This is a genomic window from Mesorhizobium japonicum MAFF 303099, assembly GCF_000009625.1.
Lineage (GTDB): Bacteria > Pseudomonadota > Alphaproteobacteria > Rhizobiales > Rhizobiaceae > Mesorhizobium > Mesorhizobium japonicum.
Genome location: NC_002678.2, coordinates 6,201,317 through 6,214,402, shown reverse-complemented (window position 1 = coordinate 6,214,402; position 13,086 = coordinate 6,201,317). Strand labels below are relative to the sequence as shown.

At 64.1% G+C, this 13,086-nt stretch carries 11 protein-coding genes; 6 read left to right on the top strand and 5 right to left on the bottom strand.

Annotated features, from left to right (window positions below):
- Window positions 1–6 precede the first annotated feature (6 nt).
- From smc to MAFF_RS30655, 3 genes are all read right to left on the bottom strand, one after another.
- The gene (gene smc / locus MAFF_RS30665) at window positions 7–3,465 is read right to left on the bottom strand and encodes a chromosome segregation protein SMC (protein WP_010914916.1); all 3,459 of its coding nucleotides are present in this window, start codon (window positions 3,463–3,465) and stop codon (window positions 7–9) included.
- Between the two features lie 117 nt (window positions 3,466–3,582).
- Entirely contained in the window at window positions 3,583–4,326 is a 744-nt protein-coding gene (locus MAFF_RS30660) for a DsbA family protein (protein WP_032929383.1), read from the bottom strand.
- 154 nt (window positions 4,327–4,480) lie between these two features.
- Window positions 4,481–4,990, bottom strand: a complete 510-nt coding sequence (locus MAFF_RS30655; protein ID WP_032929382.1) for a DUF721 domain-containing protein — start codon at window positions 4,988–4,990, stop codon at window positions 4,481–4,483.
- 55 nt (window positions 4,991–5,045) lie between these two features.
- Between MAFF_RS30655 and mutY the strand changes: the two genes are divergently transcribed.
- Complete coding sequence (gene mutY, locus MAFF_RS30650; RefSeq protein WP_080511979.1) at window positions 5,046–6,179, top strand: A/G-specific adenine glycosylase; 1,134 nt, start codon at window positions 5,046–5,048, stop codon at window positions 6,177–6,179.
- Between the two features lie 9 nt (window positions 6,180–6,188).
- Window positions 6,189–6,827, top strand: coding sequence for an HAD family hydrolase (locus MAFF_RS30645; RefSeq protein ID WP_010914912.1), 639 nt, complete (start codon window positions 6,189–6,191; stop codon window positions 6,825–6,827).
- 41 nt (window positions 6,828–6,868) lie between these two features.
- On the opposite strand, the gene MAFF_RS30640 is transcribed toward MAFF_RS30645, so the two are convergent.
- Complete coding sequence (locus tag MAFF_RS30640; protein ID WP_010914911.1) at window positions 6,869–8,002, bottom strand: site-specific DNA-methyltransferase; 1,134 nt, start codon at window positions 8,000–8,002, stop codon at window positions 6,869–6,871.
- Between the two features lie 176 nt (window positions 8,003–8,178).
- On the opposite strand from MAFF_RS30640, the gene MAFF_RS30635 reads away from it, so the two are divergent.
- Window positions 8,179–8,868 carry an HAD family hydrolase gene (locus MAFF_RS30635; RefSeq protein WP_010914910.1) on the top strand — a complete coding sequence of 230 codons (690 nt, stop codon included), beginning with the start codon at window positions 8,179–8,181 and terminating at the stop codon, window positions 8,866–8,868.
- 42 nt (window positions 8,869–8,910) lie between these two features.
- On the opposite strand, the gene MAFF_RS30630 is transcribed toward MAFF_RS30635, so the two are convergent.
- Complete coding sequence (locus MAFF_RS30630) at window positions 8,911–9,639, bottom strand: hypothetical protein (protein WP_044549762.1); 729 nt, start codon at window positions 9,637–9,639, stop codon at window positions 8,911–8,913.
- Window positions 9,640–9,767: 128 nt separating this feature from the next.
- Here MAFF_RS30630 and thrC point away from each other — a divergent pair, with 128 nt between their 5' ends.
- The 3 genes from thrC to MAFF_RS30615 are packed head-to-tail and all read left to right on the top strand — an operon-like array spanning window position 9,768 to window position 13,084.
- The gene (gene thrC, locus MAFF_RS30625) at window positions 9,768–11,165 is read left to right on the top strand and encodes a threonine synthase (protein ID WP_010914908.1); all 1,398 of its coding nucleotides are present in this window, start codon (window positions 9,768–9,770) and stop codon (window positions 11,163–11,165) included.
- A gap of 14 nt (window positions 11,166–11,179) precedes the next feature.
- On the top strand, window positions 11,180–12,472 hold the full coding sequence (locus MAFF_RS30620; protein WP_010914907.1) for a M16 family metallopeptidase: 1,293 nt from the start codon (window positions 11,180–11,182) through the stop codon (window positions 12,470–12,472).
- A 15-nt stretch (window positions 12,473–12,487) separates the two neighbouring features.
- On the top strand, window positions 12,488–13,084 hold the full coding sequence (locus tag MAFF_RS30615) for a GNAT family N-acetyltransferase (protein ID WP_010914906.1): 597 nt from the start codon (window positions 12,488–12,490) through the stop codon (window positions 13,082–13,084).
- The last annotated feature ends 2 nt before the right edge of the window (window positions 13,085–13,086 follow it).

Sequence of the window (13,086 nt, the reverse complement as noted above, 5' to 3'; positions counted from 1 at the left end):
GACGCGTCAGCTCGCCTCGCGCATCGCCTCGGCGGCCTGCAGGTCGACCGATACGAGCTGACTGACGCCCTGCTCGGCCATGGTGACGCCGAACAACCGATCCATGCGCGCCATGGTGATCGGATTGTGGGTGATGATGACGAAGCGCGTCTCGGTGGTCTTGGCCATCTCGTCCATGAGATTGCAGAAACGTTCGACATTGTGATCGTCGAGCGGCGCGTCGACTTCGTCGAGCACGCAAATCGGCGCTGGGTTGGTCAGGAAGACGGCGAAGATCAGCGACATCGCCGTCAGCGCCTGCTCGCCGCCGGACAGCAGCGTCATGGTCTGCGGCTTTTTGCCGGGCGGGCGGGCAAGGATTTCGAGGCCTGCCTCGAGCGGATCGTCGGATTCGATCAGCTGCAATTCCGCAGTACCGCCGCCGAACAGATGCGAGAACAGACGCTGGAAGTGGCTGTTGACCACGTCAAAAGCGGCCAGAAGCCGCTCGCGGCCTTCGCGATTGAGGCTCTGGATCGCCTGCCGGAGCTTGCGGATCGCCTCGATGATGTCCTCGCGCTCGGTAACGATCGCTTCGAGCCGGTCGGAAAGCTCCTTCTGTTCTTCCTCGGCGCGCAGATTGACGGCGCCGAGCCGTTCGCGCTCGATCTTCAGCCGGTCGAGCTGGCGTTCGATCTCGGCCATCTCCGGCATCGGGTCGTCGGCTTCCAGCCCGGTATGGCGGATGACCAGATGCGGCGGCGTGTTCAGCGTTTCCTGGATGCGCGCTTCGACCTCGAGCCGGCGCTCATCGGCCGCCGTCAGCCTTTCCTCGGCGCGGACACGGGTCTCGCGCGCCTCGGCCAGCGACTGGATGGCTGATGTGGCCAGCTTGTCCAGTTCGGCCTGCCTGTTTTCCGCTTCCTGCAGCCGGTCGGCGGCCGCCTTGCGCAAGGTCTCGGCCTCGGTGAGCTGCGACAGTAGCGCGCGACGCTTGGCGTCGATTTCATCGGGCGCATCGGCCAGCCGCTCGCGCTCGGCCTCGGCCTCGGCCTTGCGTTCGCCAAGCGAGGCAATCTGCGTCGAGGCATTTTCGGCGCGGACCAGCCAGTTGCTGCGCTCGGCGCCGATGGCATCGAGCCGGCGCGTACGCGCCTCCGCCTCGCGCCGCAGCCCTTCATGGACGGCCCGCGCATCGGCGAGCGCGGCGCGGTCACGCGAGACATTGGCCGTGGACTGTTCAAGCTGCAATTGCAGGTCGCCGAGATCCGGCGCGTCCTGCAGTAGCATTTCGGCCTCGACGAAAGCAGCCGAGGTTTCCTCATGGCTGTCGACGATGCGCGCGCGCCCCTCATCGAGTGCCGCGCGCCGGCTCGCCAGCTCGCCACCGGCCTTTTCGGCCTCGGCCAGCGCAGTGCGGGCGGCGTCCAGCCGATGCTGGGCATCGCGTCCGGCCTGGCGTGTGTTGCGTTCGGCCTCGCTCGCCTGGCGAAGCGCTTGTTCGGCCTGTGCCAGCGCCTCCTCGGCCTGGCGTAGGACGAGCGTGGCCTGCACTGCTTCGGCATCGAGTTCGGCAAGCCGGTTCTTCTGCGCCAGCCTTTGTGCGGCGGCCGTCGGAGCGTCGGCGCTGGCGGTCAGGCCGTCCCAGCGCCAGAGCGCGCCTTCACGGCTGACCAGACGCTGGCCGGGCGCAAGCAGCGCCTGCAGCCGGCGGCCGTCCGCGACCTCGACAATGCCGATCTGCGCCAGGCGGCGGGCAAGCTGCGCCGGAGCGCGAACCACGCTGGCCAGGCTCTTGATGCCTTCCGGCAGGGCCGCGTCGCCGGGCTGGATCTGGCTTTCGCCCCAATGCGCGGGCGCGCTGCGGTCAAGCGGCACATCGAGGTCTTCGCCAAGGGCGGCGCCCAGCGCCGTCTCGAAGCCGCGCTCGACGCTGATCTGCTCCAGTACCGAAGGGAAGAGATCGCCACTGGCGGCATTGAGGATCTTGGCCAACGTGCGCGCTTCCGTCTCGATCCGCGCCAGCTCGGCCTTGGCGTCCTGAAGCGGTGGGCGGGCACCGCTTTCAGCGGTGCGGGCATCGATGACCGACTGCTCGGCCTGCGCCACGGCGGCCTCGGATTCTTCCAGGAGCGCCATGGCCTGTTCGACCAGAACGCGCTTTTCGGCCGGATCCGGCAGGCCGGCGACCTTGGAGAGGATATCCGACAATTCGCGGTCGACCTCGGCGAGCTGACGGGCGAAGCGGTCGCGGCGCTCGGCGGTTTCGCGCAAAGTCCGTTCGATCTGGTGGCGCGAAGCGGCGGCCTCGGCCCGTTCGGCGGTCAGCGCCGCGAGCCTGGCTTCGCTTTGCGCCAGCGTCGATGCCGCCTGTTCGAACGCAGCGCGGGTGGTGGCCTCGCGCTCAGCCGCACCAGCGTTTTCGGAATTCAGCGTGGCCTCTTCGGTGCGCAGGCGTTCGAGGACATCGGCATTGTCACGCACCATCCGCTCTTCGCGGGCGATGTCGCCGTCGAACTGCTGCAAGCGGCGCTCGATTTCGGCCTGGCGGTTGCGGATGCGCCCGGCCTCCTCCTCGATCTGCGACCTGGCGATCGACAGGCGCTGGAAGGCGGCGGCAGCGGCAGCCTCCGCGTCGCGCAGATCGGGCAGGCGATGAGCGCTGATGCCCTGCTCCTTGGCCGCGTTCATCTGCGCGGCGGCGCGGTCGCCGACCAGCGCCGTGGCAACAGCCAGCGCAGAACGCGCCTCGCCTTCCTGCGTCTTGGCCAGCGTCCAGCGCAGGTGCAGCAATGTCGCTTCGGCCTTGCGGATATCGGCCGACAGGTTCTTGAAGCGCGAGGCCTGGCGCCCTTGGCGCTTCAGGCTTTCGATCTGGCTTTCCAGTTCGCCGACGACGTCGTCCAGGCGTTCCAAATTCTGTTCGGCCGCCTTCAGCCGCAGTTCCGCCTCGTGGCGACGGGTGTGCAGGCCGGAAATGCCGGCGGCCTCTTCGAGCAGGGCGCGGCGCGCCTGCGGCTTGGCCTGGATCAGTTCGCCGATGCGGCCCTGCCCGACCATCGACGGCGAGCGTGCGCCGGTCGACTGGTCGGCGAACAGAAGCTGCACATCCTTGGCGCGCGCTTCCTTGCCGTTGATGCGGTAGAGCGAGCCGGCCTCGCGCTCGATGCGGCGTGACACCTGCAACTCGTCGGCGTCGTTGAAGGCGGCGGGCGCCGAACGATCACTGTTATCGAGGAAAAGCGTGACTTCGGCGGTGTTGCGGGCGGGCCGCGTGCCCGAGCCGGAAAAGATGACGTCGTCCATGCCGGACGCGCGCATGTTTTTGTAGGAGCTTTCGCCCATCACCCAGCGCAGCGCCTCGACAAGGTTCGACTTGCCACAGCCGTTCGGCCCGACAATACCCGTCAGGCCGCGTTCGATGACGAACTCGCCGGGCTCGACGAAGGACTTGAAACCGAGGAGGCGAAGGCGCGAAAACTTCATTCGCGCCGCCCCGCAAGCGGGTTCCGCAAAAGTGTCCCGCGGTTTTGCGAATAGAGCCCGCGACAAGGCAAATGGATGGGCACGCCGAAGCGCTGCCGCTTCAGCGCTGCGCGAGCGTCAGAGCAGAGGGTCGATGATAGCCGACATTTCCTCAATCGACATCGCCCCTTTGTAGGTCTTACCGTTGATGAAGAAGGTCGGTGTCGAGTCGACCTTGAATTCATTGGCGCCGCGCTTCTGGACCGATCTCACATCGTCCAGAAGTTTCTGGTCCGTCAAGCAGGCCTCGAACGACTCCTGTGTAAAACCGGCGAGCTTCGAGATTTGCAGCAGCGCATCCTTGGTGTTCGACACGCCAACCCAGTTCGGCTGCTGCCTGAACAGCACGTCCACCATCGGGAAATAGTTATCCTTGGCGCAGCGCGCCAGCATGAAACCGGCTTCCGCGCTCGGGTCGAACGGGAACTCGCGCAGGATATAGCGCGCCTTGCCGGTGTCGATGTACTTCGTCTTCAGGTCCGGGAAGGTGGTTTCGGCGAAATGCGCGCAATGCGGGCAGGTCATCGAGGCGTATTCGACGATGGTGACCTTGGCGTCATCCTTGCCGAGCTGTTTGTCGGGCAGTGCGCCGGGCTTCAGCAGTTCCGCCATGTCGACGGTGCCCTGGGACTCTGGAACCTTGGCGGCGGCTGGCGTGGCGGGCTTTGCAGGAGCGGCCGGGTCCGCGGGCTTCACATCCGCCGCCTTGGCCTGTTCGCCGGAGTCGCTGCAGGCGGCGAGCAGAGCCACCGCCGGAATGGCAGCCAGCGAAGACAGGACGTTTCTGCGAGACAGACTTTTGCCGAACGGGGGACGGTTCATACGAATCACCTGACAAGGGTTGAATTTTGCAATGCAAAGGCACGAAAAGGCGAGAGTTGGCGCGAATTAAGGCATCTCCATCCCCAATCCAATCGTGAAACCTGACCAAGGTGATCACGAATGCGAGATGTTGAAGACAAATCCATGAATGTCTTCAAGGAGTTTTTGACTTCCTTTCACCCAAAATGGTTGCGCCAAGCCTTTCCAGCGAGGCGCGCAGCCCGTCATCCTCGATCAGTTCGACCGTACTGGACAATTTGGCCTGCTCCGCCGCCGTCAAAGGCCTGAAGGTCGGTTTAGGCCGTCCCTTGTCCGTCGTCACCGGTTTTTGCACGATCCTGATGCGGCCTATTGCCGTAAAGCCGAGGAAAGCGTTGACCCGGTTGATGATCTCGCCGGTCTCGTGCTGCAGATGAAGTGCGGCCATGCCTTCGCAGGCAATGACCAGCACCGCCGGTTCGAACGGATCGTCCTCATGCAGGCGGCGCGGCCACTGGATCTTCTCGGGCCGCGAGCGGCTGGCCAGGCGCGGGCCGGCGATCTCTTCCCAGGACTGGACGAGACCAATCGAAATGCCTGCCCGTTTGCGCAGCACAGGGTCGAGGATTTTGGTGGCAAGATCGCTCACCGGGACGGGATTGCCGTAGGGCGTTCTCCCTGCCATGTACGTTCTCCAGCCACGACCCCAGCAGATTACCGGCCAGGCCAACACACGATCAATGGCACCAGCAGACCAGACCCGCAAGGCCCAGACACGCAAGGCCCAGACACTTAAGGCAATGCCGGACGACACCGCGTCGCGCCTGCTCGCCTGGTACGACGTGCATCATCGCGAGTTGCCGTGGCGGGTGAGCCCGCGCGAGCATGCACGCGGCGTGCGGCCCGACCCCTATCGCATCTGGCTGTCCGAAGTCATGCTGCAGCAGACCACGGTCGAGGCGGTGAAATCCTACTTTCGCGCCTTTGTCGAGAAATGGCCCGATGTCGAGGCGCTGGCCGCGGCGCCGACCGAGGACGTCATGAAGGCCTGGGCGGGGCTCGGCTATTACTCCCGCGCCCGCAACCTCAAGGCCTGCGCCGATCTGGTGGCGGCGCGTGGTGGCCGGTTTCCCGATACCGAGGCCGATTTGAGAGACCTGCCCGGCATCGGCGCCTACACTTCGGCGGCGATCACGGCGATCGCCTTCGACCGCCCCGCCGCCGTGGTTGATGGCAATGTCGAACGCGTCATATCGAGGCTGTTTTCGATCAGGACGCCACTCAACGAAGCCAAGACCGAGATACGAGCCCTTGTCGAGGCCATGGTGCCGGCGGCAAGGCCGGGCGATTTCGCCCAGGCCATGATGGATCTCGGCGCCACGATCTGCACCCCGCGCCGGCCGCGCTGCATGCTGTGCCCGCTGCGCGAGAACTGCAGCGCCGTCGTTTCAGGCGATCCCGAAAACTTCCCGGTGCGGCTGCCCAAAGCCGACAAACCGCAGCGGCGCGGCGCTGCTTTCGTCGCCATCCGTGAGGATGGGGCCATGCTTCTGCGCAAACGGCCGGAAAAAGGTCTGCTCGGCGGCATGACCGAGGTGCCGACAACGGCTTGGACGGCGCGGGTGGACGGAGCCACCACGCAGGCGGCGGCGCCCTTTCCCGGCGAATGGCGGCGCGCCGGGACAATCACGCATGTCTTCACCCATTTCGCGCTCGAGCTCGAAGTCTTTCACGCCCACATCAAAGGGGATGCGCCGGCAGGGCATTTCTGGTCGCACGCCCACGAGATTTCCGGAGAGGCCCTGCCCACTGTCATGAAAAAGGCAATCGAGGCTGCGATACCCGGCGCGACGAAAAAGCAACGCCCGCATTGAAGAGGCTTCATGACCGAGATCCGCCACATCGTTTTCGACATCGGCCGCGTGCTGATCCACTACGATCCCAATATTCCGTTCAGCCGCCTCATCCCCGATGCCGAAGAGAGAAAGTGGTTCTTCGACAATGTCTGCACGCATGACTGGAACATCGAGCAGGATCGCGGCCGGAGCTGGGAAGAGGCAGAGGCGCTGCTGATTGCGGACCATCCCGACCATGCGGAAAACATCCGCAATTTCCGCCGTCACTGGCACGACATGGTGCCGCATGCCTATGACGACAGCGTCGCCATCATGCTTGGCCTGATCGAAAGCGGCCACGACGTGACGATGTTGACCAACTTCGCGTCCGACACTCTGGCGGAAGCCCGCAAACGCTTCGATTTCCTAAATCGGCCACGCGGTGTGACCATCTCCGGCGAGATCGGCAAGATCAAGCCGGATCGTGACATTTACGATCATCACGTGGCTGCGTTCGGGCTCGAACCCTCGGCGACGCTGTTCATCGACGACAGCCAGAAGAATGTCGACGGCGCCAAGGCCGCGGGCTGGCAAGCCGTGCTGTTCACTGATGCCAGGACGCTTCAAGCCGATCTTGAACGCTTGGGAATCAAGTCGCGATCTGAATCGCTTGCGGCGATCCGCTGAGATTTTGATTCAACGCAATACGCGATAATTCAGCGGGGGGGTCAGCCCCCTGCCCGCTCCATGCCGAGACGGGCGATGCGGCGCAGTTCGTCGATCGGGGTCAGCCCGCCGCTGCGCTCATAATGCCAGAAGGTCCAGCCATTGCAGGCGTCCAGCCCCTGCACTTCGGCGCCGATCTTGTGGATCGAGCCGGCGCTGTCGCCGATCGCGACCGTGCCGTCGGCGCGCACCTTGACGGCCCAGCGCTTCTTGGCGTCGTAAAGCGTGACGCCGGGCGTCATCAACCCGGTGTCGATCAGGCTGACGAAGGCGACGCGCGGCTCGGCGCGCTTGCCGGTCAATACCGTCAGATCGGCATCCTCCAGCGGCCGCACCGCATCGATACGCTCGTTGGCGGCGTCGATATAGGCCTGCTCGCGCTCGATGCCGACGAAATGACGGCCGAGGCGTTTGGCGACCGCACCTGTCGTGCCAGAGCCGAAGAAAGGGTCGAGCACGATGTCGCCGGGCTTGGTCGAGGCCATCATGATGCGGGCGAGCAACGCTTCCGGCTTCTGTGTCGGGTGCAGCTTGTCGCCGTTGTCGTTCTTCAGCCGTTCGCCACCGGTGCAGATCGGGAACAGCCAGTCCGAACGCATCTGGATATCGTCGTTGGACGCCTTCAGCGCCTCGTAGTTGAAGGTGTAGCCCTTGCCCTTCTGGTCGCGAGAAGCCCAGATCATCGTCTCATGCGCGTTCTGGAAACGGCGGCCACGGAAATTCGGCATCGGATTGGTCTTGCGCCAGACCACGTCGTTGAGGATCCAGAAGCCCAGATCCTGCATCTTGGCGCCGACCCGGAAGATGTTGTGATAGGAGCCGATGACCCAGATGGTGCCGTTGGGCTTCAGCACGCGGCGCGCCGCCAAAAGCCAGGCGCGGGTGAAGGCGTCATAGGCCTCAAAATTCTCGAACTGGTCCCAGTGATCGTCGACCGCGTCGACCTTGGACTGGTCGGGCCGGTGCAGATCGCCGTCAAGCTGCAGATTGTAGGGCGGATCGGCGAAGATGACGTCGACCGACTTTTCCGGCAGGCGGTCGAGGGCCGCGACGCAGTCGCCCTTGAGGATCGTGTCCAGCCATTCGGATTGCTGGGGAGCGTGGGACAACTCGTGGAGAAGACGCACGGCAGACATTTTTACACCCAAGGCACGCGTTACTGTTTACTCCCCGTTATGGTTACCGATCAGCGTAAATATTCGGTGAAGGCCGGCGCGATCGCCTGCCAGGTTTGCGAAGGCCGGGCCATTGGTGTATGCCGCGCCGCCTGAGGCCTTCCTGGCCGCTTCATCCTTTCTTTGTCCGGATCACCATGCCCCAGCCAGACCTTGTCATCTTCGATTGCGACGGCGTGCTCGTCGATTCCGAAATCATCGCCGCGCGGGTCGAGGCCGAGCTGATAACGCTCGCCGGATATGAAATCTCGGCCGAGGAGATTGCCGAAAGCTATGCGGGCCTGACGTTCAAGGACATCCTGATGCGGATCGAGGAGAAGTCCAAGATTCCGTTCCAGGCGTCGCTGATCGACCGCGCCGAAGAGCTCGTCGACCGGAAACTGCGCAGCGATGTGCGTGCCATCGAGGGCGTGCGCGAAGCGGTCGCCTCGGTCACGGCGCAACGCTGTATCTGCTCCAATTCACGCTCGGAGCGGATAGAATTCATGCTGGAGAAAGTGCATCTGCTGCCGTTTTTCGCCGGCCGCATCTTCTCGGCGCTGGAAATACCGAGCAAAAAGACCAAACCCGCGCCGGACGTGTTCCTGTTCGCGGCGGAAAGACTCGGCGCGAACCCAGCCAACACTTTCGTCATCGAGGATTCCGTGCACGGCGTCGCCGGCGCCCGGGCAGCCGGCATGCGTGTGATCGGCTTCACCGGCGCAAGCCACAGCTATCCCGGCCATGCCGACGCGCTGACCGAGGCCGGCGCCGAAACGGTGATCCGCCGCTGGGCAGAGCTGAAAAGCGTGATCGCGGCGCTGTCGGAATGGTCGGCCGACGCCTGAGCACCGTGTGCCCGGCTGGGCACACGCTACGTCCATGGACGCTTAGTTCGTCGTGGCGGCCTTCTTCCTATGAGTCTTCTTCGGCTTGTCGGTCGTCGCCTTCGGCGCGGTTTCGTCATAGCCGGCATAGACCTGATAATCCTGCGCCGTCGGCGCCGGCACGACGACATTGGAATCGGTGAAGACGAACTGGGTGGCGACCGAGGGATCGGTGACCTGGACCTGATATTGGTGAATTTGCGAGTAAAGCACGTCGGTACCGTGCATCACCGCTGTGCGGATCGGCATGGTGATGGTGCCGGGCGTAAACTTCGGTCCCGGCACGATCTTGCCGGCAACCGCGATCTTCATCGCCAGCTGTCCGTCGGCGCGGCTGCAGTCTCGGGTCACGTCGGCAATCGACGCCTGGTAAATGATCCTCGCGGAATCGTCGGGCGGCGTGGCAGCGGCGGCGTCAGCCGCGGCCTGGGCCGCGGCATCCGCGGCGGCGTCGCCGGTCTTCTTGAGCTTCGGCTTGGCCTTCTTGACCTCGTTGGCATAGGTGTTGAAAAAGGCCGTGCCGTCGCGCACGGTCACCCGCGGGCAATAGGCATTCAGCTGGCTGGCGAGAATCTTGGGATCCTGCGGCGGTGGAGGTGCCGTCGGGTCCTTCTTGCCAAAACCGAGGTTAAGGATGCCATTGTCGCCCGATTGGCAGCCGGCGGCGGCGAGCATAAAGCCGGTGAGCGCAAGACCCGCCAAAAAGCGGCCACTGAGTGTACGAAACGCCATGAAACTGCACTTCCCTCTCGTAAAGCTGGTGACGTATATCAACGCCGCGGCAAAAATGCGACTGGAGCCGGCACAGAAATTAACCACCTTGTGGTGAACGGAAAGCCAAGCGGCAACGGGACTGAGACATGCAATATGTGAGTACGCGCGGGGAAGCACCCGCGCTTGGATTTTCCGATGCCGTGCTGGCTGGGCTGGCGCGCGATGGTGGGCTTTACGTGCCGCGCGAGTGGCCGCAGTTTTCAGCTTCCGAGATCCGCGCCATGCGTGGCCTTGCCTATCCCGATCTCGCGATCCGCGTGCTGTCGCCGTTCCTTGGCGGTGAAATTCCGGCGCCGGTTTTCGAACGCCTGGTGCGCGAAGCCTATGCCACGTTCCGTCACGAGGCGGTCTGCCCGCTTGTCCAGACCGGCACCAATACCTTTGTCCTCGAACTCTTCCATGGGCCGACGCTGGCATTCAAGGATGTGGCGATGCAGCTGCTCGCCCGGCTGATGGACCATGTGCTTGCCGAACGCGATCAGCATGCCACCATCGTCGGCGCCACGTCAGGCGACACCGGCGGCGCGGCGATCGACGCCTTTGCCGGGCGCAGCCGCACCGACATCTTCATCCTGTTCCCGCATGGCCGCGTTTCGCCGGTGCAGCAGCGCCAGATGACGACGTCGAAGGCCGAGAACGTCCATGCGCTGGCGATCGAAGGCAATTTCGACGACTGCCAGGGCCTGCTCAAGGACATGTTCAACGACCACGCCTTTCGCGACCGGGTGGCGCTGTCGGGGGTCAATTCGATCAACTGGGCGCGCATCATGGCCCAGATCGTCTATTATTTCTCCTCGGCACTGTCGCTCGGCGCGCCGGACAGGCCGGTGTCGTTCACCGTCCCGACCGGCAATTTCGGCGATATCTTCGCCGGCTACGCCGCCAAGAAGATGGGCCTGCCGATCGAGCGGCTGGTCATCGCCACCAACGACAACGACATATTGGCGCGCACCTTCGCCACCGGCGAGTACCGCACCAAGGGTGTCTTTGCGACCACCTCACCGTCGATGGACATCCAGGTTTCGTCGAATTTCGAACGCCTGCTGTTCGAGGCCTCCAACCGTGACGCGGCGACCGTGCGGCGCTACATGGACGGCCTGAAGCAGTCCGGCGCCTTCACCATAGAATCCCGCGAAATCAATGGGATGCGGTCCGAATTCGACGCCGGCCGCGCCACCATGGACGAGGTCGCCGCCACCATCCGTTCGACGCTCGCGGCCAGCAATTATCTTCTGGATCCGCACACCGCGGCAGCCATGCATGTGGCGGCCGGCAAGGCATCGGGCGCCGTGCCGATGGTGGTGCTGGGCACGGCGCACCCGGCAAAATTTCCGGCCGCCGTCGAGGCCGCCAGCGGGGTCTCGCCGGCCCTGCCCGCATGGCTAGGCGGATTGATGACATTTGAGGAAAAATACACGGTACTTCCATCCGACCTGAAAATGGTGGAAGATTATGTCAGCCGCCGTGCGCGAGCGGCGCGTTAGGGAGTACGAACCATATGGGTGTTGAGGTAAGCCGTCTGTCGAACGGCCTGACAGTCGCCACCGAAACCCTTCCAAGTATCGAATCGGTTGCCTTGGGTGCCTGGGTCAAGTCCGGCGCCCGCAATGAGCGTGATGAAGAGCATGGCATGGCCCACCTGCTCGAGCACATGGCGTTCAAGGGCACGAAGCGGCGGACGGCCTTCGAAATCGCTTCGGAAATCGAGGATGTCGGTGGCGAGATCAATGCCGCCACCAGTGTCGAGACCACATCCTACTACGCCAGGGTGCTCAGCGACGACGTGCCGCTGGCCGTCGACATCCTCGCCGACATCCTGCAGGAGTCCGAATTCGACCCGCAGGAGCTCGAGCGCGAGCAGCACGTCATCCTGCAGGAGATCGGCGCCGCGCACGATACGCCAGACGATATCGTCTTCGACCGTTTCACCGAGACGGCCTTTCGCCACCAGACCATAGGGCGCTCGATCCTGGGCACGCCGGACACCGTCAAATCCTTCACGTCCAAGCAGCTGCACGATTTCATCGAACGCCAATATGGCGCCGAGCGGATGGTGATCGTGGCCGCCGGCGACATCAAGCACGACAATTTCGTGCGCGAGGTGGAGAAGCAGCTCGGCGGCTTCCGCAGCAAGGCCGACAGCACCATCCCGCAATATGCGCAGTATGTCGGCGGCGATTTCCGCGAGGACCGCGACCTGATGGACGCGCAGATCGTGCTGGGCTTCGAAGGCCGCGCCTACCACGTGCGCGACTTCTACGCCTCGCAGGTGCTGTCGATGATCCTCGGCGGCGGCATGTCGTCGCGCCTGTTCCAGGAAGTCCGCGAGAAACGCGGCCTGTGCTACTCGGTCTATGCCTTCCACTGGGGCTTTTCCGACACCGGCATCTTCGGCGTCCACGCCGCGACCGGCCAGAGCGACATCGCCGAACTCGTGCCTGTCATCATCGACGAGTTGCAGAAGGCCGGCGAGAACATCCTGCAGGAAGAGCTCGACCGTGCGCGCGCCCAGTATCGCGCCGGACTGATCATGTCCGCCGAAAGCCCGGCCAGCCGCGCCTCGCAGATCGCAAGGCAGCTGCTTTTGTTCGGCAGGCCGATCGCCAAGGAGGAATTGATGGAGCGCCTGTCGGCGCTGACGGTGGAGCGGCTGACCGACCTGTCGTCGCGGATGTTCTCGACCAAGCCGACGCTTACCGCTGTCGGGCCCGTGGGTACGCTGGCACCATATGAGGCGATCCTCGATTCGCTTCCGGGTACGCAGACCACGGCCCGCAGGCTCGCCGTCTAAGCCCCCCAAAGCGCCGTGTTCGCGCTCCCTTTCTTTCGCCGTGACCTGCCGGCGCTGAAGGGCAATCTCGTCACCTTGCGCGTGCCATACACCAATGACTATCGGGAATGGTCGACGTTGCGTGGCGAAAGTCGGGCTTTCCTGGAGCCGTGGGAGCCACGCTGGACCCCCGACGAACTCGACCGCACGGCTTGGCGCCTGCGCATCAGCCGCTACCGCGAGGACTATGCGCAGGGAACCGCGATCGCCTTCTTCATCTTCGAGAAGTCGAGCGGCAAGCTCGCCGGCGGCATCACGCTCGGCAACATACGCCACGGTGTCTCGCAAAGCGGCCATGTCGGCTACTGGATCGGCGAGCGCTTCGGCGGCCGCGGCCTGATGACCGACGCGGTCAAGGTCGTTGCCCGCTTCGCCTTCGATACGCTGAGGTTGCACCGGATCGAAGCGGCCTGTATTCCCGACAATATCCGGTCGATCCGCGTGCTTGAAAAAGCCGGATTCCGGCGCGAAGGACTGTTAAGATCCTATCTCAGGATCAACGGCATCTGGCAGGACCATTACCTCTACGCCCGGATCGCGGACGATCCGCTGGACGCAGGAACGAAGGACTGATT